General features: G+C 63.0%; 17 protein-coding genes and 1 tRNA gene. 8 read left to right on the plus strand and 10 right to left on the minus strand.

Annotated features, from left to right (window positions below; all coding sequences use genetic code 11):
* The first annotated feature begins 7 nt into the window (after positions 1-7).
* The gene (locus AC1DTF_RS08700; RefSeq protein ID WP_477473785.1) at positions 8-1,258 is read left to right on the plus strand and encodes a YibE/F family protein; all 1,251 of its coding nucleotides are present in this window, start codon (positions 8-10) and stop codon (positions 1,256-1,258) included.
* Here AC1DTF_RS08700 and rfbA read toward each other — a convergent pair.
* From rfbA to AC1DTF_RS08720, 4 genes are read right to left on the minus strand one after another with little or no spacing between them, the layout of a single operon-like run.
* Positions 1,212-2,075: a glucose-1-phosphate thymidylyltransferase RfbA gene (gene rfbA / locus AC1DTF_RS08705; RefSeq protein ID WP_477473786.1), complete on the minus strand. Its 864-nt coding sequence runs from the start codon at positions 2,073-2,075 to the stop codon at positions 1,212-1,214. The two genes, AC1DTF_RS08700 and rfbA, sit on opposite strands and share 47 nt — an antisense overlap.
* A complete protein-coding gene (locus AC1DTF_RS08710) occupies positions 2,076-2,441 on the minus strand; it encodes a nuclear transport factor 2 family protein (RefSeq protein WP_057170312.1) in 366 nt (121 codons plus the stop codon).
* 9 nt (positions 2,442-2,450) lie between these two features.
* On the minus strand, positions 2,451-3,188 hold the full coding sequence (locus AC1DTF_RS08715; protein ID WP_057170313.1) for a maleylpyruvate isomerase family mycothiol-dependent enzyme: 738 nt from the start codon (positions 3,186-3,188) through the stop codon (positions 2,451-2,453).
* Between the two features lie 2 nt (positions 3,189-3,190).
* A complete protein-coding gene (locus AC1DTF_RS08720) occupies positions 3,191-4,519 on the minus strand; it encodes a cytochrome P450 (RefSeq protein ID WP_477473787.1) in 1,329 nt (442 codons plus the stop codon).
* Positions 4,520-4,618: 99 nt separating this feature from the next.
* Here AC1DTF_RS08720 and AC1DTF_RS08725 point away from each other — a divergent pair, with 99 nt between their 5' ends.
* The gene (locus AC1DTF_RS08725) at positions 4,619-5,236 is read left to right on the plus strand and encodes a TetR/AcrR family transcriptional regulator (RefSeq protein ID WP_477473788.1); all 618 of its coding nucleotides are present in this window, start codon (positions 4,619-4,621) and stop codon (positions 5,234-5,236) included.
* On the opposite strand, the gene AC1DTF_RS08730 is transcribed toward AC1DTF_RS08725, so the two are convergent.
* The 5 genes from AC1DTF_RS08730 to AC1DTF_RS08750 all read right to left on the minus strand — a co-directional run bounded on the left by AC1DTF_RS08730 (position 5,233) and on the right by AC1DTF_RS08750 (position 9,432).
* Positions 5,233-5,934, minus strand: a complete 702-nt coding sequence (locus AC1DTF_RS08730) for an SDR family NAD(P)-dependent oxidoreductase (protein WP_477473789.1) — start codon at positions 5,932-5,934, stop codon at positions 5,233-5,235. The two genes, AC1DTF_RS08725 and AC1DTF_RS08730, sit on opposite strands and share 4 nt — an antisense overlap.
* Positions 5,931-6,518, minus strand: coding sequence for a TetR/AcrR family transcriptional regulator (locus AC1DTF_RS08735; RefSeq protein ID WP_477473790.1), 588 nt, complete (start codon positions 6,516-6,518; stop codon positions 5,931-5,933). The genes AC1DTF_RS08730 and AC1DTF_RS08735 overlap by 4 nt, the downstream gene beginning before the upstream one ends.
* A 119-nt stretch (positions 6,519-6,637) precedes the next feature.
* The gene (locus AC1DTF_RS08740; protein WP_082614452.1) at positions 6,638-8,254 is read right to left on the minus strand and encodes a DUF7159 family protein; all 1,617 of its coding nucleotides are present in this window, start codon (positions 8,252-8,254) and stop codon (positions 6,638-6,640) included.
* 150 nt (positions 8,255-8,404) lie between these two features.
* Positions 8,405-8,974, minus strand: a complete 570-nt coding sequence (dcd, locus tag AC1DTF_RS08745) for a dCTP deaminase (protein WP_057170319.1) — start codon at positions 8,972-8,974, stop codon at positions 8,405-8,407.
* Positions 8,975-8,997: 23 nt separating this feature from the next.
* Complete coding sequence (locus tag AC1DTF_RS08750; protein ID WP_477473791.1) at positions 8,998-9,432, minus strand: cupin domain-containing protein; 435 nt, start codon at positions 9,430-9,432, stop codon at positions 8,998-9,000.
* Between the two features lie 57 nt (positions 9,433-9,489).
* On the opposite strand from AC1DTF_RS08750, the gene AC1DTF_RS08755 reads away from it, so the two are divergent.
* The 3 genes from AC1DTF_RS08755 (at position 9,490) to AC1DTF_RS08765 (ending at position 11,675) form a co-directional block, all read left to right on the plus strand.
* Positions 9,490-9,563: transfer RNA gene (locus tag AC1DTF_RS08755), tRNA-Gly, on the plus strand.
* A gap of 175 nt (positions 9,564-9,738) precedes the next feature.
* Positions 9,739-10,533, plus strand: a complete 795-nt coding sequence (locus AC1DTF_RS08760; RefSeq protein ID WP_477473792.1) for an FRG domain-containing protein — start codon at positions 9,739-9,741, stop codon at positions 10,531-10,533.
* Positions 10,534-10,535: 2 nt separating this feature from the next.
* Positions 10,536-11,675: a GmrSD restriction endonuclease domain-containing protein gene (locus AC1DTF_RS08765; protein WP_477473793.1), complete on the plus strand. Its 1,140-nt coding sequence runs from the start codon at positions 10,536-10,538 to the stop codon at positions 11,673-11,675.
* Positions 11,676-12,852: 1,177 nt separating this feature from the next.
* On the opposite strand, the gene AC1DTF_RS08770 is transcribed toward AC1DTF_RS08765, so the two are convergent.
* Positions 12,853-15,354, minus strand: a complete 2,502-nt coding sequence (locus AC1DTF_RS08770; RefSeq protein ID WP_477473794.1) for a tetratricopeptide repeat protein — start codon at positions 15,352-15,354, stop codon at positions 12,853-12,855.
* 847 nt (positions 15,355-16,201) lie between these two features.
* Here AC1DTF_RS08770 and AC1DTF_RS08775 point away from each other — a divergent pair.
* From AC1DTF_RS08775 to AC1DTF_RS08785, 3 genes are read left to right on the plus strand one after another with little or no spacing between them, the layout of a single operon-like run.
* Positions 16,202-17,176 (plus strand): TIGR03885 family FMN-dependent LLM class oxidoreductase, encoded by a 975-nt coding sequence (locus AC1DTF_RS08775; protein ID WP_477473795.1) that lies wholly within the window; start codon positions 16,202-16,204, stop codon positions 17,174-17,176.
* On the plus strand, positions 17,173-18,852 hold the full coding sequence (locus AC1DTF_RS08780; RefSeq protein ID WP_477473796.1) for an alpha-amylase family protein: 1,680 nt from the start codon (positions 17,173-17,175) through the stop codon (positions 18,850-18,852). Before AC1DTF_RS08775 ends, AC1DTF_RS08780 begins: the two co-directional genes overlap by 4 nt.
* Positions 18,849-19,430, plus strand: coding sequence for a hemerythrin domain-containing protein (locus AC1DTF_RS08785; RefSeq protein WP_477473797.1), 582 nt, complete (start codon positions 18,849-18,851; stop codon positions 19,428-19,430). Before AC1DTF_RS08780 ends, AC1DTF_RS08785 begins: the two co-directional genes overlap by 4 nt.
* The last annotated feature ends 9 nt before the right edge of the window (positions 19,431-19,439 follow it).

Below are 19,439 nucleotides of genomic sequence, written 5' to 3' on the forward strand. Positions count from 1 at the left end.
TGTTGCGGTGGCACACTCGCATTCCCACTCATTGAGCGGTCCGGCACCGCTGGGCCCGTTGGCCGCCCGGATCGTGGTCGGCCTGCTGATCGCTCTCGGCGTCCTGACGCTGGCGGGCGCGGCCTGGTTGTGGCCCAGCCAACAGAAGGTCGACATCCCGCTGCCGTTCCAGAGCTCCGCCGGCGGCAGCGTCAGCACCGAAGCCGGGCAGGTGCAGTCCGTCAGCGCCGCCCAATGCGGGGGCCCGTCGGTCGGGGTGGTCATCACCGCCCCGCCGGCCGCGACCATCGGCGCGGACACGCACTGCACCCAGGCGTTCATCGCGATCGACTCCGGACCCAACGCCGGGGCGTACACCCTGCTGGAGTTCAGCGGCGGTCCCGGCCAGCCGCAGCTGGCGGTCGGCGACGACATCCGGATCACCCGCGCGGTCGATCCCACCGGCACCACGGCCTACTCGTTCTACGACTATGAGCGCGCGTGGCCGCTGGCGGCGCTGGCGGCCGCCTTCGCGGTGGTGGTCGTGGCGATCGCCGGCTGGCGCGGGTTGCGGGCGCTGATCGGTATCGTCGTCGCGTTCGGGGTGCTGGTGGTGTTCATGCTGCCCGCGCTGCGCGACGGCGCCGACGCGATTCCGGTCGCGCTGGTGGCCTCGTCGCTGATCCTCTACGCCGTGCTCTACCTGGCGCACGGCGTGAGCCTGCGTACCAGCGCCGCCCTGCTCGGTACCTTGACCTCACTGGTGCTTGCCACCGTGTTGTCCTGGGCGGCAATCGAACTGACGCAGTTGACCGGGTTGTCCGAGGAGGAGAACAACGCCGTCGCGACCTATCTCGGCGGCGTGTCGATCACCGGACTGCTGCTGGCCGGGTTCATCATCGGCTCGCTCGGTGTGCTCAACGATGTCACCGTGACGCAGGCATCGACGGCCTTCGAGCTCGCCGAGCACAGCGAGTCACGGCGTGCGGTCTTCTTCGGCGCGATGCGGGTGGGTCGCGACCATATCGCCAGCACCGTCTACACCCTGGTGCTCGCCTACGCCGGTAGCGCGCTGCCCTTGCTGCTGCTGTTCAGCGTGGCCAACCGGTCGCTGGGTGATGTGCTGGTCAGCGAGAGCGTGGCCATCGAGATCGCGCGTTCCGCGGTCGGCGGTATCGCACTGGCGCTTTCGGTGCCGTTGACGACCGCGATCGCGGCGGTGCTGTCGACCCCTACCGCTGCAGCAACTCCAACAGATAGGTCCCATAACCCGATTTGAGCAGTCCCTGCGCCCGCTCGGCGAGCTGCTCGTCGTCGATGAAGCCCAGCCGCCACGCCACCTCTTCGGGGGCGCTGATCTTCAGGCCCTGGCGCTGCTCGATGGTCCGCACGAAATCGCTTGCGTCCAGTAGGGAATCGAAGGTCCCGGTGTCCAGCCAGGCGGTGCCGCGGGCCAGGGTCTCCACCGACAGCCTGCCCTGGCGCAGATAGATCTGGTTGATCTCGGTGATCTCGTACTCACCGCGCGCCGACTTCTGCAGCGACCGGGCGATCTCCACCACGTCGTTGTCGTAGAAGTACAGCCCGGGCACCGCGTAGTGCGATTTCGGTTTGGCCGGCTTCTCCTCGAGCGACAGCGCCCTGCCGTCGGCGTCGAACTCGACGACACCGTAGGCCGACGGGTTCGCCACCCAGTACGCGAAAATGGCTCCGCCGCTGACATTCTGGAAACGTCGCAGCCCGGTGCCCAGCCCGGGACCGTAGAAGATGTTGTCGCCCAGCACCAGTGCCACCGTGTCGTTACCGATGTGATCGGCGCCGATGACGAAGGCCTGCGCCAGTCCGTCGGGTTCATCCTGCACCGCGTAGGTCAGGTTGATGCCGAGATCGGCACCGTCGCCGAGCAACCGGTGAAACGCCGCAGCGTCATGCCCGGTCGTGATGATCTGGATGTCGCGGATGCCCGCCATCATCAGGGTGCTCAGCGGGTAGTAGATCAGCGGCTTGTCGTAGACCGGCAGCAGCTGCTTGCTGATCCCCCGGGTGATCGGGTGCAGCCGGGTGCCAGATCCGCCGGCCAGGATGATGCCGCGCATCTAGGTGTCGAGATCCCGTTCGGACAGGCCCGTCGCGGCCAGCGCTGCCTCCAGCGTCTCGTGCCGGAACACCGAGGTGACGTGGTCGTGCACGACCCGGAACGCCGATGCGTCGGCCACGCCGTCGGCCCCGGTGGCGGTCTGTTCGGCGACGACGACGCCGTCATGCACGTAGAGCCTGCCGACCTCCACGACGCCGCGGCCGGAGTTCTGCACCCAGTCCAGCAGGGCCTGGTGTCCCTGGAACGCGCCGTTCGAGTCGCCGACCTCGACATCGTCGCTGCACAGGGCCAGCAGGGTGTCGTTGTCGCCGGCGTTCAGCGCGTCGTGCCAGGCAAGGACGGTGGCGATTTCCGAGGTGCTCATGCTGCAACCTTAGAACGGCGAGTTGGCCAGCCAGCCGTCCCATACCGAGGCGTCGCCCAGGACCTCCAGGCCGGCGTCGGCGGCGGTGCGTCTGCGGGTGATGGCCATCAGCAGATCGACGGCCGGCCCGCGCACGGCCACGTCGCCCTTGCCGTGCGCATGCGACCAGGACACCCCGTCCTCGTCGTGCACGATGGTCCACTCGCCGGTCGGGCCCAGGCCGTCGTCGGTGGCGTGCAGATGCAGCGTCTGGCCGCGTTCGATGGGTGCATACCGTGCGGTCGCCAGGTCGATCCATTCACTGACACCGTCGGCGGCCAACTCGGCGGGCAAGGTGAACTCCCTGCCCAGCGCCATCTCGGCGTCGGCGCGGTGCACAGCCTGCTCGTGCACCCGGCGCCGGATCCACCAGCCCGGGATGTGCGGGCCGACGAAGGTCCACACCTTGGCATGCGGGCCGATCCGTTCGACGGTGTCGATGAGCGCCTGCGCACCGTCGTTGAGCCAGTCGACGGCCTCGTTGATGTCCTCGGGCGGCTTACCGTTGGACACCTCGCGCGGGTCCAACGGTTCGGTGCGGCGCTCGGCGATTATCTGTGTGCACCAACGGTTCCCGCGTCCGACATGGCGGAACAACTGTTTCAAGGTCCACTCGTCGCAGGTCGGCACCGGCGTCGACGGGTCAGCGTCGCGAATCAGGTCACCGAAGGTCTTGGTCTGCTCGAGCAGGGCGGCTCGGAAATCCACGCTTACGACCGTAGCGCGGTGCGGGAGTCGCCGAGGGCGATTGGCAGGCTGGACCACCCACGCAGCACCCGGGTATCCCGGCGGGCGCCGTCACCGGCCAGCCGCGCGTTCGGGTAGCGCTCGAAGAACGTCCGCAGCCCGACCTCGCCTTCGGCGCGGGCCAACGCCGCTCCCAGGCAGAAGTGCCGCCCGCCGGAGAACGACAGGTGCCTGCCGGCGTTGTCGCGTTCGATGTCGAAGCGGTGCGGATCGGTGAAGACGTTCGGGTCGCGGTTGGCGCCGGAGATGTAGACCAGGATCCCGGCGCCCGCGGGCACGTGCATGCCCCCCAGTTCGGCGTCCTTGACGGCGATGCGGGCGCTGAGCTGCACCGGGGATTCCAGCCGCAGGATCTCCTCGACGGCCGTCGGCCACAGTTCGGGACGTTCGGCGAGCGTCTGCAGGTGCTCGGGGTGTTCCAGTAGCAGCCGGATCCCGCTACCCAGCAGGTTGACCGTGGTCTCGAAGCCGGCAGCGAGCACCAGCCCGGCGGTGGCCACCAGCTCGCGCTGCGTCAGCGGCCCTTCCTCGGAGGCCTCCGAGGCGCGGATGATCTGGCTCATCAGGTCATCACCGGGATTGCGCCGCAGCTCCTCCAGATGCGCGGACAGCCAGTCGTTGAAGCCCTGCACGGCTCCGCTGACCACCTTGTACTGCGGCCAGGTCAGCCCGATGTCCAGGCTTGCCGCGCCGTGCTCACCGAATTCCAGGATGTGTGGACGGGCGTCTTCGGGCACCCCGAGGATATCGCCGATGACGGTGACGGGCAGTTGCCCGCAGTACCGCGCCACAATGTCGACGGTGCCGCCCTCGTCGGCGAGGTCGTCGAGCAGCCGGTTGGCGGTGTCCTGCACCCTGTCCCGCAGCGCGGCCACGGCCCGGGTGGTGAACACCGAGGACACCAGCTTGCGGTAGCGGGTGTGATCCGGCGCCTCCACCGACAGCATGGACGGCGGCTGCAAGGGGTGCAGCACATCGGGTTTGGTGCGGTCGATGACCCACTGCAACGGTTTGGGCAGGTTGGATCCGAGCGCGATGACGCGGAAGTCCTCGGAGCGCAGCACGTCGCTGCAGATCTTGTGGTCGACGCTCATGTAGACGACGCGGGCCTTCACGATGGGGCCTTGGGCGCGCAGTTCCTCGGTGAACGCGACCGGGTCTGCCCGCACCGAGAGGTCGGCGATCAGCCGGCCCTGCGGATCGCCGCGGCGGGCGAACACCTTGGATATCCCGCGGATGACGCCGTGCATCGCCAGCCAGTGCAGACGTTGTTGAATCGGGCGTTGCTTCATGACATCCCCTTTGATTCCCGGGTCGCTTCGCTCCTGCCCGCCGGGAAACCGAATCGTGGTTCGGTACTGTGATGGCAGCCTACCGAATTACAATTCGGTATGGCAAGGACTCGGATCCCGGCGGCACAGCGGCGTGCCCGCATCCTCGATGCGGCCGTCGAAGCCTTCGCCGAGCACGGATTCGCCGAGGCCAAGATGCAGGACATCGCCAAGCTCGCCGGCGTGGTGCCCTCGGTGCTCTACGACCATTTCGGTTCCAAGCGCGAGCTGCACATCTCGGTGCTGGAGCTGCACGCCGAGCAACTGCGGGAGCGTTCGCTGCGCCGGGTCGAAGGCGCCAGCGCCGAGGAACTGGTGCGCGCGAGCATCGCGAACTACTTCGCGTTCGTCGAGGCCGATCCGTTCATGTGGCGCTTCCTGCACCGCGATCCCCCCGCCGACCCACAGACCGCGGCGGTGGTCCAGGAGATCGCCGACCGCGGCACCGCGGCCATCGCCGACCTGATCCGGTTCGGCGCCGGTGACACCACCTCGGTGCGGGGCATCAGCCTCGACGATTCGGCTTGGATCCTGGCGCGCGCCACCCAGTCGGCCTGCCACGGGGTGGCCACCTGGTGGTACGAGAACCGCGAGGTGCCCCGCGAACGGGTCGTCGAGCTGGTGTCCATGCTGCTGTGGCAGGGGTTCGACGGGATGCTCAAACAGGCATCGCGTTAGGTGTTGCGGCCGCCGTTGACGCCGAGGATCTGGCCGGTGATGTAGCCGGCCTCCTCCGAGATCAGGAACGAGCAGGCCGCGGCGATGTCCTCGGGCCTGCCCATCCGCCGCACGGGCGTGGCGGCGATGGTGTCGTTGATATCGCCCAGCAATCCCCGGCTTTCGGCGCCGCGCAGCATCGGGGTGTCGATGAAGCCTGGCGGCACCGCATTGACGGTGATGCCGAACTGGCCGTATTCCAGGGCCAGCGATTTGGTCAGGCCGTTGACCGCCGACTTGGCCGACACGTAGTGGCTCATGAACGGCACACCGGAATGCGTGCTGGAGGAGGAGATGTTCACGATCCGCCCCCAACCCGCGTCGATCATGTCGGGCAGGACGGCCTGCACGGTGTGGAAGACGCCATGCAGGTTCACGTTGATCACCCGCTGCCACTCCTCGAAGGTGATGTCGGTGAACTGCTTGAAGCCGTCCAGGCCTGCCGAGTTCACCAGAATCGCCACCGGGCCCAGCTTTTCGCGGATCTGGTCCAGTGCGGCGTCGACCTGGACGCGGTCGGTCACGTCGGCCGTGAAGGAAAAGTCCTCGCCGGAAGCGTTCAGATCGAGGGTGGCGACGTTGTAGCCGTCGGCCGCCAAGCGTTGCGCGATGGCCCGCCCGATACCGGATCCGCCGCCCGTGACCACTGCTGTCTTCATCTGGTTCCCTTCGTGGAATCGGTTGCGGGCGAACGCCGTGGGGCACGCAGGCCCAACGTCCGTCGCCCGGTCTCGACCAGATGGCCGAGCAGGTCGTGGTCGTCGATGCTGATCCAAGCGGGCCCGACGGCGCCGGCGATGCCGCCGACCACGACGGCCGCCTTCACCAGTCCGCCGGGGCCGGGTTCGACGTCGGCGAGCAGGCTCATCTGTCGTTCGATGAGTTCGGCCCAGCCGGGTTGGGTGCTGAGTTGGCGGATGACGCTGGGGTCACCGCCGAGCACGGAGACCAGCGCGCGATGTCGGACCGCCATCTCGGCGTAGCCGCAGAGCACGGCGTCCGCCCGGGCCGACACGCTGCGCAGTCCCTCGGCGGCGTCGACGACGGTCTCCAGCTGCCGGAAGATCGGCTCGACGACTCCGGTGAGCAGCTGCTCGCGGGAGCGGAAGTGGTAGTAGATCGCGGCCTTGGTGAGGCCGAGTTCATCGGCGATCATCTGCAGCGAGGTACCGGCGAAGCTGTGCTGCTGAAACAGTTCGATTGCGGCATCGATGAGCCGCGCGCGGGTGCCCGCTGCGTCCATGGCCCATCCCCCTCGTGGTCTACTTGCCGATCGTAAAGCAATCCACTTGCCGATCGTAAAGCGGGGCAGGTCAAAAATCGGGCCGCGCCCGAAGACGCGGCCCGACCTGTGGAGAAATGTCAGTTACAGAAGATCAGGAAGCAGTTGCCTCCTTGGCCACCGCCACCCTGACCCCCGGGGCCGCCGCCACGGCCACCGGAATCGCCGCGGCCGTAGTCACTGCGTGAACCGGAGTCACCGCGGGAACCCTCGGAATTGCCTCCGCCCGAACCGTTTCCACCGTTACCGCCGGTCGGCCAGGGCCACTGCGGTTGCTGCGGTTTGGGCTGCTGCGGCTGCGGCTGTGGAGGCTGCGGCTGCTGCGGGTAATTCGGGTAATCGTCGTCGTCATAGTCCGGATAGTCGGGCCGCTGCGGCTGCTGCGGCTTCTGCTCCCACGGCGGACGCCAGACCGGCCACTGCGGGCGCGGCAGCACGATCACCGGCGGCGGCAGCACTACCGGCGGTGTCCACACCGGCGGGACCACGGGCGGCGCGACCGGGGCCGGAGCGGGCGGCGGGGCCGCCGGAGCCGGGGCAGGTGCCTGCGGCGCGGGAGCCCGTTCGACGTACACCTGGCGCGGCGCCTGCTGCGGGGCCTGCTGCACGACGGGGATGGGCGCCTTGATGGTCTCGGCCGCCGCCGGAGGCGGAGCCGGGGCGGGCTGCACGGGACGGGCCTCGGGCACCGCGGCGGGCGGGGGTGCCTGCACGCTCGGTGCCACCGCAGCGCGCGCCGGGGCGGGCCGCTCATCGGCGGTCGGGCGGATGCTGACGGCCAACGAGACCGCCAGTGCGACGACGCCGATCACGAAGATCGACGCCATGCTGCCGACCAGGAGGAAGGGTTTGTGCCCCTCGGGCGCGGGTTCCACGTCCAGGCCGGCGATATCGTCGGGGACGTCGACGTAGTTCGGGACCGAGGCCGGGGCCAGCTGGGTGTCGGCTGCGGCGAGCACCGAACCCGCGGTGGGACCGTCGGGGTCCAGCGAGTAGGCCAGCCCGACGGTGGACGCCTCGAAGGCGGGCGCGCTGGCCGAGGCAAGGGCGGCGCCGCGTGCCAGCGCCAGTCCGGATTCCTCCGGCGCGCTGACCGGGATGTCGACGAGATCGCTCAGGTGCGCTTTCACCGAGGCCACGTCGACACCGGAGCCGACGATGAACATGCCCTCCGGGGCGGTGTCCTGCCCGGCCACCGCGGCGGCCATATCGGCGAGCACGGCCATCGCGTCGGTGCTGTGCAGGCTGCGGCTGAGCACCTTGACCACCGAGCCGTCATCGCCGCGCACCACCGACAAGGTGGCGGTGTCGCGGTTGAGGAACAGCAGGGCCGTGGAGCTGTAGCCGACCGCGCGCCCGGCCGCCTGCGCCAGCGCGCCGGCGGCGTGCAGTTCGGACACCAGCATCACGTCGGTGATGCCGTGCGCGTCGAGCGCCTCGCGCAGCGCGGAGGCGTCGGTGTGATCGGTCCAGGTGACGCCGATCGACTTCAGATGGTGTCCGCCGGCCTGCGCGCTCTCCTGGGTTCCGAGCACCGCCTGGACGACCTGATCGGCCGCGTTGAGCGTTGCTGAGTCACCCGATGCCGATACCTCGAAGACATCGTGGTCGACGGTCGCGCCGTCGCCCTTCTCGCCTTCGACCAGCACCATACGCACCGTGGTAGGTGTCATCGACACACCTAATACGATGTCCACTTTACCCCTCCAAAGTGTTTGCTACGTAGCTCATTTCGTCGACGCCGAGCACTCGACACAAACCGGCAACTAGATAGTTCATCGCCGTGAGCAGCGCCTCCGTTACACATGGCGGCGTTAGCTAGAGCACGAAATAAACCCTACGCGGGTTCAGGGTTTGACGAAGTTCAGATAGGACTTCGACGGGGTCGGCCCGCGCTGCCCCTGGTACTTGGATCCGGCCGCCGAGGAGCCGTAGGGATGCTCGGCCGGGCTGGTCAACCGCAGCAGGCACAGCTGCCCGATCTTCATGCCCGGCCACAGCGTGATCGGGAGGTTGGCGACGTTGGACAGCTCCAGGGTGATGTGCCCGGAGAACCCCGGGTCGATGAATCCCGCCGTCGAGTGCGTCAGAAGCCCGAGCCGTCCCAGCGAGGACTTGCCCTCCAGCCGGCCGGCCAGATCGTCGGGCAGCGCGCAGCGCTCCAGCGTCGACCCGAGCACGAACTCCCCGGGGTGCAGCACGAACGGCTCACCCTCCTTGGGCTCGACCAGGGTGGTCAGATCGTCCTGGCGTAGCGCCGGGTCGATGTGGGTGTAGCGGGTGTTGTTGAACACCCGAAACAGACTGTCCAGGCGCACGTCGATGCTCGACGGTTGGATGAGGGAGTCATCGTGCGGGTCCAGCGCCAGCCGGCCCGCGGCGATCTCGGCGCGGATATCGCGATCGGAGAGCAGCACGCGACGAGCGTAACCGCCTCAGGTCATGGACATGCCGGTGGCGCGTCCACGCGCACGGGCGCATCGGCGGGCAGCGTGTAGGTGACGACGGCGTTGGCGTCGTGCGGGCTGTCGTTGCGCACGATGTGCGGCACGCCCGCCGGAATGAAGATGGCCTGCCCGGCGAGATAGGGCGTCGGCGCGCACTGCTGGGCGGTTTGGATGGACACCGTGCCACCGGTGATGACGGTGTGTTCCGGGCCCGGGTGGGTGTGCCAGCCGCTGCTCGACGGCGGGTGCAGCAGCAGTTCCTGGACATAGAGCGTGGTCGGGCCGGTGGTGTCGATCTGCACCGGCTCGGAGCTGGTGCCGCTGGCCAGGTCGGTGCGTTCGACGTCGCCCTCGGCGGGTGTGGCTGTTGCGCTCGGTGCGGTGATGATGGCAAGCACGGCTGCGGCGGTGGCGGCGAAACGTTTCATGGATCCCCCAACTCATGAACTGGCGCGAACTGGGTGCTAGCCTTCCTGATCGAGCATGCCGATGTAGTTCAATGGCAGAACATCAGCTTCCCAAGCTGAATACGCGGGTTCGATTCCCGTCATCGGCTCCACGACGCACCAGCCAGACAAGGTCTTCCTCCCTCACGCAGCCCCTCAAGATCCATTTTTGACCGTCGGTTGACCGTGACTGCGCGAGACGCCGTCGCCCCAACGGTTTGCTGGTCTTGCGACACGCCATCGCATCACGGCCGGTATCTTTGGCGCCAACGTCAAAGGGGGAATGCGGTGCCTGAAGCTTTCGAGTTCAAGTCGATTTCAGAACTGATCGACCTCACAATGAAGCACCGAAACGACGATCAACCTTCTCGACCAAGTTGGTTCCGCGGTCATTCGTCACACGAATACAAGCTAATACCGAAGATCATGCGCGACGATCCACGGCCAATGGGTGATGTCTACGGCCGCGAGGCGCGCCTGATGGCCCGCTTTCGCGAACGCAGCCTCCCCTTTTGGCCAGCAGGTTACCCCCAGGGTACGTGGGAACATCTATTCTCAATGCAACATCATGGCTGCCCCACGCGTTTACTGGATTGGTCCGAAAACCTGTTCGTGGCCGCATACTTCGCAGCGCTACCGGCAAGAAACGCGGACGCCCGACCTACCATTTGGATGTTTGACCCCTTCGGATGGAACTCACATATCCCTCAATTAGCGGACTCGGGGGTCGGAATTCTTACAGTCGCCGACGAAGAACAAAACCGATGGGCCCCCGTCGTCGACCCAACTCGCATCATCGCCAAGCGTGCCAAGCATCCAGTCGCTATATACGGAATTCACAACAGTAATAGAATTGTCGCCCAACGAGGCACGTTTACGATGGCAGGCGATGAATGGCTCGCCATGGATGAGATGCCTACCGCGGACATACCGTGGGACCGATATCTACGCAAATTTGAGTTTGTGGGCGATCGCGAGTCGTTGAAGCGTGATCTATCTTTTCTCGGATTCACAGACAGCATGATTTTCCCTGACCTAGAGAACTTGGCACGGGAACTTACCGAACTAGAGGGATGGGCATAGCAATGACCACACCAAAGGCGGATGCGCTCGACCGTGAAGTTCTAAAACGTCGTCGCTATATCAAAACTGAGCGTTACTCAATGTCCTTAGGAGAACTTACTTCTCAGTACCGTGACGGAGAGCTCATCGTCCATCCTGAGTTTCAGCGGTTCTTCAGGTGGGATGTGGATCAGAAGTCGCGACTGGTCGAAAGTATTCTTCTCGGGATACCCCTGCCGCCAATATTTGTGTCCACCACTCCAGGCGGCGTTTGGGAGCTTGTCGACGGGCTTCAACGCGTTTCGACGATTCTTGAATTGCAAGGAGTGTTGCTAAACAACGATGGACAATTACTTCCGCCGTTGAAACTGCATGGCACGAAGTACCTGCCCGCCCTCGATGGAAAGCAGTGGATGGACGCGGCGAATCACCAGGATAATCTGAGCTTGACGGTTCAGCGCGATATCAAAAAAGCTCGTCTGGACATTCAAATCATTGAAAGAGACTCTTCGACCGACACTAAGTATGATCTTTTCCAGCGCCTAAATAGTTACGGATCGCAGCTGACATCGCAAGAACTACGGAGCTGCCTGCTCGTTAGCGTAAACACGCGCTTTTTCGGGTGGATCGAATCTCTTTCTAAATACCCGCCGTTCGTCAACACAGTACAGCTTCCAGATAAACTGCAGACCGAACAGTATGACATCGAACTGGTACTCCGCTTCCTCGCATTGCACGACCGAGAGCACATTCGCCAGAATGACCTTCGGGGTTTCTCGGCTTTTCTAGACGATCAATCCGTTGAGATGGCTGAGCGATTCCCCCACGACCAAGAACGCCTAACCGCCGTCTTTGAGGAAACTTTCAGCATCCTCAACGCCGCAGTAGGCGAAGATATATTTCGTAAGTGGGATGGAGCGCGAGAGCGCCCGACCGGATCGTTTCTAAACACGGCTTTTGAAGTGTTCGCGATGGGGCTTGGATACCATATCGCGCGGGAAACTCCGCACACTTTTGGCATCGCTGAGACTTGGCGTGAATTCTGGGATGACCCTTCAATGGTTACCAAATGGGCTACCGGCATGAGTACGGAACGTCGCCTCTCACGCTTCATACCGGAAGGGCGGCGACTGCTCGCCGCGGACAAGTGGGATTGGGACTAAGTCCGGCCTCGAATCGACACCACGTTGGACGCGCTTGTGATCGTGTTCACTTGGCGATGGTTCAACGTCGCCGAAATTTACAGATCGGCAATGCTCTCACCGTTACCAGTCTTACGAGCTCACGTCTTGTGGCGACAGGCCTGTTCATCGCTTCGAGCGCGGCCATCGTTTCAGAGTTGTCGTCATCGAGCACGACAGAGTCGTGGTCACCTTAGCGTGACCCATGAATCGCGACAGCTGCAGTGGCGGAATCCCTGCCGCGACGCAGAAACTCGCGTATGTATGGCGCACCAACTGGCCGTCGATCGTGATGATCGTCCGAACCACGCGCAGCACGCCCGGTCGATCGGAGCGTTCGGGTTGATCGGCGGATCGGGCAGTTCCACGTCACCGACCTGTAAACCCGCCAGTTCGGCAGCGCGCAGACCGCACTGGCAGCGACGTGTACCGACACCAGGCATGGCCAAGGGGTCCCGTCGGCCAGCGCTGAGACCTCGGCGGCGGTCAGGAACATGTCCGGACCATCGACGACGCCAGGGGACCTCCGGCTGCGCTCGGTAGGCAACTAGACGATCAGCCGGACTGACCGTCAGCCGGCCATCAGCCACGCATTCCGAAAGCACATGGCGCACAACGAAATGGTGGTGACGAACCGTTGATGGCTTGCCGGCCTTCGCCAGCCTGCCAACCCCAATCCGCAATGTCGGCGCGTTTCAAGGTTTGCGTACGCGCCTCCGGCAGCTAGGTAATGTGGTGCCGCGATGGAGAAAGACATGCGCTTCTCCTAGCGACGGAACAGACACTCTGCTAGAACGAACCACGTTGGCGACGGCCGCTGTCGGGGATAGAGAATGCGGTGAAAATCATCGGCCTCCCCGTCGATCTGCAGATGGATCAGTGAGGACGAAAAATCTGTCGAGTTGGATCAGGCTTACTGATCTGTAAGTACCAGATCAGTAAGAGCGTGTAGTCCACGCAACTTCCGATCCGGGCGATCACACCCGCGGCTGCCCGGTACCGTTCTTCCAAGCCGAGTTGCTGATCAGTGGCCGAGTAGATCAACTGCGTGTGAGCTCGTCGCTGTTCAGCCGCTGGCTGCGAGCTCAACATCGGGTGGGCAGCCCTCTCTGTCGTAACGTAGACCACCGCAGACTGCGGTACATCAGGAAATTCAGGCTTAAAACAGCTTGGCGTCGAACCTTTCATGAAAGGCAGTGGAGTCTGGATGATTCGTTCGAACAACAAACATTGCTTGCTGCACTAACGGATGGTTATGCGGATATAATTCGCGCAGTATTTTTATAGCACGAAGGTGATAATCGATCGCAACCTCGGACTCACCACGTCGAGAAAATGAATTTCCCAAGTTCAGAACACACAAAGCTACCGCAGTATTGTTCTCTCCGTGTGCAGACTCAAGAATCGGTAGGGCTTTCAAAAACGCCTCGGCAGCCTTTTCTTCGTCACCAAAACCTGACCACGAGTTACCAAGGGCGAATAGAGCCGTCCCTAAATCAGAAAATGTGTTTCGTTCTTGACCGAAAAATAAGACAGCTTGCTCATGCAACTCGATAGCCTTCGCACTGTCTCCGCTAGCTTGCCAAGCATTTCCCAGATTCGTTAGAACCCTCATCGCAAAAACGGGATCCGAGCCAGAATTCACCGATAAAATCCCGAACGCACGCTCCAGACTATCCCGCGCTTCGAGCGGTCGCTGGTATAACATTAATGTCCGTCCGATGTTACTGAGGACTGCTGCGACCTTGAAGTGCCTCTTACCCAGATCTTCTTCAACGATTGATAATGCACGTTTCTGAGTCTTGAGTCCTTCATCGACAGCCCCGAGTTCAACATATACCTGTCCAAGGTGATCCATAATGTACCCAATGAAACTCCTCTTCATTCCTTCACGCTCGGCAATCTGCAATGCGCGAAGAAATGCGACACGAGACTTTTCATACTCGCCAAGCTTGAGGTGAACAATGCCCATATGGTTTAAAATATGCGCAGCCTCAGCCATATCATTAGGCTTATCGGAGCCATTTATCGCCTGCGCCCGCTCCAATGCTTTCATGCCCTCTTCTGGTTGCAATAACTCAGAGTAGCTGCTGCCGAGCCTGCGTAAAATGGGCACCAACCTCTGATCATTGGCACCCAGGATTGATTCGAAAGTCTCGAGAATGCTTAGAAAAAAGTCGTGAGCACACTGTAATTGTCCCGCGTCCGCCAAAGTAGCAGCAAGTTCTTTCGTTATTTCAGCCGCTTGAATAGACTGTTGGCCGAACTCAAGCACGGTAAGCTCCAAGAGGCGTTCCAGGGGAGCCACCGCTCCGATGAAATCGCCCGCGTTCCTGCTCACAACCGCAGCACGCTCCATGTACTCAACGGCAGAAGGCTCCAACGTGTGGATGTCAGCCCAAGATCGCGCGGCAATCTCGGTCTTTCCGTGCGCATGAGCGCTGAACCCGACACGGCCAACAGTTTCACAGTCCTTAGCCATTCGAGCCTGATCCTGAGCGGCGGCCCATACATCGGCGCTCGGGCCGTCAGATTCTGCGCGGCCAATCTCGACGAGGACTGGGTGAACCGCCATTCTAGATTGACCGCCATCAGTGTCGATCTTGACGAGCGCTGCTTTACCAATAATCGGTTTCGTCGCCCACTCCAAAGCTGCGTCGATATGAGACTGGCCAAGCGACTGCCGATGACCGCATCGCTGCTCTAGCAGAGTCGATAGTTGAGCCATTGATAAATCTCGTCTTATATCTGTTTGAGCCCACTCGTTTATTAATTGGACCAACCCTCGCGAAATAGCGCAATCAACCATCTGCGGTTCATGAGGACAGCTGGTATTCCCACCTTTAAGGCGTCTCAAAAGTCTTCCAGTGACCGTAAACGCTGTCGCAATGCCGTCGCCGAAATCCTCGTCTGGGTAAAGCAGACTTGCCCTCTGCAGCTCGTCCAGCGAAGGCAATCGTTCGACGACGATTGGGTTGATAAAAATATCGGCGACTGCACGATACTCGCTAGCCCAACTTTCGTACTTCAAAGATGAAATCGTCGCGACTATACGGAGACCTGGAAAACGCTCACGACAATGGCGGATAATAGATACGTTCAAGCCAGCGGAGGTGTATGAATCGATTTGATCGAGCCAAATCACTAAGCGAGAATTTTTCTTCTCAATACGCGAGATGATATCTAGCTCACCGAACGCTCTTATCAGCCCCGCCGGAGTCAACGGAACAATTGCAACAGACGAACTCGGGGCGGTAAGTGCCGCTTGGAGCGCGCTGCGAGTCACGCCGCTTGAAGGGGTGCCTATCAACAATAGTGCTCCTTGCGCTTGAAGTTCTTTGACAGCGACCGCGTCGATGTCACGCGGCACATATACAGATAGATGCTCGCCTCTGGCGATGTACTTACTGGCCAACTCGGATCGCACGACGCTCAGATCCCGTACGGGATCTACATCGTGCAGGCTGGGCGGTTCCCAAATAACGCATTCTCGAACCGCACACAACCATTTCTGAACCTGCTCTGACTGCAGCATATTCTTGTCTTTCTCGACTTCACTCTTAGCCCGTTGTTCAGATCTCCACTTCTCCACTACTACGCCGACGCCTGTCACTAATACGCACACGGCTCCTAGAACGCGAGCCCACACAGGTGCCTCCACGATTGTTAGAATGGCGTATACGGCAGCGGCAGCTGCTGCCGCTATCCCTAACGTCATACCAGGCGGAAACGCGGGAAGTCGGGGCTTTAACATTGACCGTGGACTCTCCTTCTTCTATAGCTGACTCGCCACCAAATACACTGTCAATTCAGCAAGGTCACCGCACCAAGCTGCTTACGGATGCGCATCTGGAGTGCTGGCTAACCAGCTTATCGGCCTTACGTGGACGCCGCATCCGCACTTGCCAACTAAACTCGTGTCAGGAGTTGTGCCCCCTACATTCGCAAATTAAGCGTCTCGCTCAAGCAACACACACCGGGCGGCCATTCACCGTCAGCTAGCCATCGTCGAGGTCTATTACGGACTTTCCAAAGTCGTGAATCCATGACGACATCGCCCGTATATTTTTGCGGTGCAAAATTCCCACAGGGCAGCTAGTTTCGAGTACTGCTGACGCTAGAGCCGCCAGCAAGCGGTTCTTCAGATCCGCAACAAGCCCGAAGCGCTCAGGGGCGCACATTCACTTTCGTTATCGACCGCGACGATCGTACGGTCCCAGAAGAACCCGTGAGCACGTTAGCGGAYCAACCAGATCTCGTGATCGAACGCTAACCTCGGAAGCGCCCGGGGTAGGGTGACCGAACTGCCCGGAGCGCTCGCCACGAAGTAGATCAGGTAGCCAGGTTCTGTCCAGGTAGTCAACATGCCCGCGCGGAGCCTCCCTCATGACTCATTCCCTCGCAGATTCGGGCTGAAGAAGCTCTTTTTAATACGCGGGTTCGATTCCCGTCATCGGCTCCATATTGACCAGCGCGTAGGTGCGGGCCAGAACGGGTATGCACGCTCGATGGCGGTCATCGGATTCCACTGTTCGCACGAGCAGATCAGTCCGGCCCAGTTGCTCAAGGACGTCCAGCACGCGGAGCGCGCAGGTTTCATGGCCGGCATGTCCTCGGACCACTTCAGCCCGTGGAGCACCCGCCAGGGCGAGTCGGGCTTCGCCTGGTCGTTTCTCGGCGCGGCCCTGGCCACCACGCAACTGCCCTTCGGCGTCGTCAACGCCCCCGGGCAGCGCTACCACCCGGCGATCATCGCCCAGGCCATCGCCACGCTGGCGCAAATGTTCCCCGGCCGCTTCTGGGCGGCCCTCGGATCCGGCGAGGCCTCCAACGAACGTGTCACCGGAGAAGTGTGGCCGCGCAAGGAATTACGCGACGAGCGCCTCATCGAATGCGTGCAGGTGATCCGGCGGCTGCTGCAGGGTGAGGAGGTCAGCCACGAGGGGCTCGTGCACGTCAACCGTGCGCAGCTATGGACGTTGCCGGACACCGTCCCCGACCTCGTCGGCCCGGCCGTCACCCCGCAGACCGCGGCCCGGCACGCCGCCTGGGCCGACGGCCTGATCACCGTCAACCAGCCGAAGGACACACTGCAGAAGATCCTGGACTCCTACCGCGAGGCCGGGGGCCGGGGTCCCGCGCGTCTGCAGGTCCACCTCAGCTGGGCTCCCACCGAGGAGCAGGCCGTCGCCATCGCGCACGACCAGTGGCGCAACAACGTCTTCGCCCCGCCGGTGTCCTGGGATCTGGAGACGGTGGAGGCGTTCGACGTCATCGGGGAAACCGTGTCCACCGAGCAGGTGAGGAAGTCGGTGAACGTGTCCAGCGACCTGGCTCAGCACGCGGACTGGCTCGCACAGTACGTCGACCAAGGGTGGGACGAGTTGTATCTGCACTTCGTGGGCCAGCAGCAGGCCGGCTTCATCGACGCGTTCGGCCAGCACGTGCTGCCGCAGCTGTCCGCGACTCGGCAGCCCGCATGAGATCGGCAGACTCGGGCGACCTGTGGTGGAAGAACGCCGTCTTCTACTGCGCCGACATCGAGACCTTCTACGACTGGAACGGCGACGGCACCGGCGACATCCGCGGGATGACCGACCGCCTCGAGTACCTCAACGACCTCGGCGTGACGTGTCTGTGGCTCATGCCGTTCTACCCCACCGCCCGCAAGGATGACGGCTACGACATCACCGATTTCTACGGTGTGGACCCGCGTCTGGGAACCCTCGGCGACTTCGTCGAACTGGTGCGCACCGCGAAGGCGAAGGGCATCCGTGTCATCGTCGACTTCGTCATGAACCACACCTCGGACGCGCACCCGTGGTTCAAGTCGGCCCGGCGCAGCAAGGACGACCCGTACCGCGACTACTACGTGTGGAGCGCAACCGAACCCAAGTCCAGCCCCAAGGACGTCGTCTTCCCCGACCAGGAGGACAGCATCTGGGAACTCGACCCCAAGACCGGTGAGTGGTACCTGCACCACTTCTACAAGCATCAGCCCGATCTCAATATCGACAATCCCAAAGTGCAGGAAGAAATCTCACGCACCCTCGGGTTCTGGCTTGAGCTCGGCGTGTCGGGGTTCCGGGTAGATGCCGTCCCGTTCCTGTTCGCGAATGACACGGTGCCCGGGCAGAAAGCCACTCTTGACCCCTTCCAGTACCTCGGCGATATCCGCAACTTCATCACCCGCAGGCTGGGTGACGCCGTTCTGCTCGGCGAGGTGAACCTGCCGTACAAGGATCAGAAGAAGTTCTTCGGCGGCCCCGACGGTGACGGTCTGAACATGCAGTTCGACTTCATCGGTATGCAGCAGATCTACCTGTCCATGGCCCGCGGCGACGCCCGACCCATCGCCAAAGCCCTACGTCAGCGACCCACACTCGACCCGACCAGCCAGTGGGCGAACTTCATCCGCAATCATGACGAGCTCACCCTCGACAAGCTCAGCGACAGTGAGCGACAAGAGGTTTTCGACGCCTTCGGGCCCGACCCCGACATGCAGCTCTACGACCGAGGACTGCGCAGGCGGCTGCCGGCGATGCTCGGCGGCGACGAGCGCCGGATGAAGATGGCCTACTCGCTCGCGTTCTCCCTGCCGGGAACTCCCGTGCTGTTCTACGGCGAGGAGATCGGGATGGCGGAAAACCCGGACATTCCAGGACGACTCGCGGTCCGCAGTCCGATGCAGTGGACCGGCGGACCCAATGGTGGCTTCTCCAGCGGATCGAAACGCCGCCTCACCCGCCCGCTCCCGGACGGCCTGTACGGACCCAAACGCGTCAACGCCGCCGATCAGCGCCGCGATCACGGCTCCTTCTGGTGGTTCATGCGCAATCTCATCTACACCTACCGCGAGCAGCCAGAGATCGGCTGGTCGACGGTGGAGATCCTCAAGCAGCCCCACCGGGCGGTACTGGCGCATATCTGCCGGGAGGAGTCCGGATGGTCGATGGTCGCGCTACACAACTTCGGCGCCGAAGGCTGCATCGTTGCTCTCGAACTCGCTGACGTCGCACCGGGATCCGTGCTCGTCGACCTGCTCGACGGTCTCACCGAGACCGAGCTCGACAAGTCCGGCCGGGTCGAGTTGGACCTCGCCCCCTACGGCTATCGCTGGCTACGCGTTCTGGGCCCCGAGGAGGAACCGATCATATGACCTCAGACATCACCGATCTGATCCGGGAGGACCACGACTGGTTCCGGGAACAGTTCGCCAGACTGGACGACCTACACGCACAGGAATCGTCGGATTCCAGAGCACTGCAACAGGTGTGGCGCCCACTTGCGGACAAGTTGGACGTGCACGCCTATATCGAGGAGAAGATCTTCTATCCGCGACTGCTGGAGCGCGGTGCCGACGATCCCGAAGACGAGACCTTGGACGCCATCGGTGATCACAACGACATCCGCGACGGCGTCCGGGACGCGGACGCGGCGTCGGTCGGTTCGGCTACCTGGTGGGCAGCCGTCGGCCGGACGCGCGAGGCCAACGACGAACACATGGGTGAGGAGGAGCGCGACGGGTTGGCGGACTTCCGCTCGAACGCACCTGCTGATCTGCGCAACGAACTGGGCCGCGAGTACCGGAAGTTCATGGCCCAGCACCCCACCCCCAAAGGCCTGCTCATCGTCGATCGCGACCCGCAGACCTACGTCGACGACGTCGAGGCCAAGGCCGAGCAGCGGCCCAAGGACGGTTCGCTCGGAATCGGCAGTCTGAAGGGACAACCATGAACACAGGCG

The organism is Mycobacterium sp. P4_H6 (assembly GCF_056400845.1).

Excerpts from the sequence above, each read along its gene's own strand:
- AC1DTF_RS08765 (WP_477473793.1), top strand. The coding sequence starts at position 10,536 with ATGACCACACCAAAGGCGGATGCGCTCGACCGTGAAGTTCTAAAACGT.
- AC1DTF_RS08710 (WP_057170312.1), bottom strand. The coding sequence starts at position 2,441 with ATGAGCACCTCGGAAATCGCCACCGTCCTTGCCTGGCACGACGCGCTG.
- AC1DTF_RS08730 (WP_477473789.1), bottom strand. The coding sequence starts at position 5,934 with ATGAAGACAGCAGTGGTCACGGGCGGCGGATCCGGTATCGGGCGGGCC.
- AC1DTF_RS08785 (WP_477473797.1), top strand. The coding sequence starts at position 18,849 with ATGACCTCAGACATCACCGATCTGATCCGGGAGGACCACGACTGGTTC.
- AC1DTF_RS08725 (WP_477473788.1), top strand. The coding sequence starts at position 4,619 with ATGGCAAGGACTCGGATCCCGGCGGCACAGCGGCGTGCCCGCATCCTC.
- rfbA (WP_477473786.1), bottom strand. The coding sequence starts at position 2,075 with ATGCGCGGCATCATCCTGGCCGGCGGATCTGGCACCCGGCTGCACCCG.
- AC1DTF_RS08780 (WP_477473796.1), top strand. The coding sequence starts at position 17,173 with ATGAGATCGGCAGACTCGGGCGACCTGTGGTGGAAGAACGCCGTCTTC.
- AC1DTF_RS08735 (WP_477473790.1), bottom strand. The coding sequence starts at position 6,518 with ATGGACGCAGCGGGCACCCGCGCGCGGCTCATCGATGCCGCAATCGAA.
- AC1DTF_RS08775 (WP_477473795.1), top strand. The coding sequence starts at position 16,202 with ATGGCGGTCATCGGATTCCACTGTTCGCACGAGCAGATCAGTCCGGCC.
- AC1DTF_RS08720 (WP_477473787.1), bottom strand. The coding sequence starts at position 4,519 with ATGAAGCAACGCCCGATTCAACAACGTCTGCACTGGCTGGCGATGCAC.
- AC1DTF_RS08750 (WP_477473791.1), bottom strand. The coding sequence starts at position 9,432 with ATGAAACGTTTCGCCGCCACCGCCGCAGCCGTGCTTGCCATCATCACC.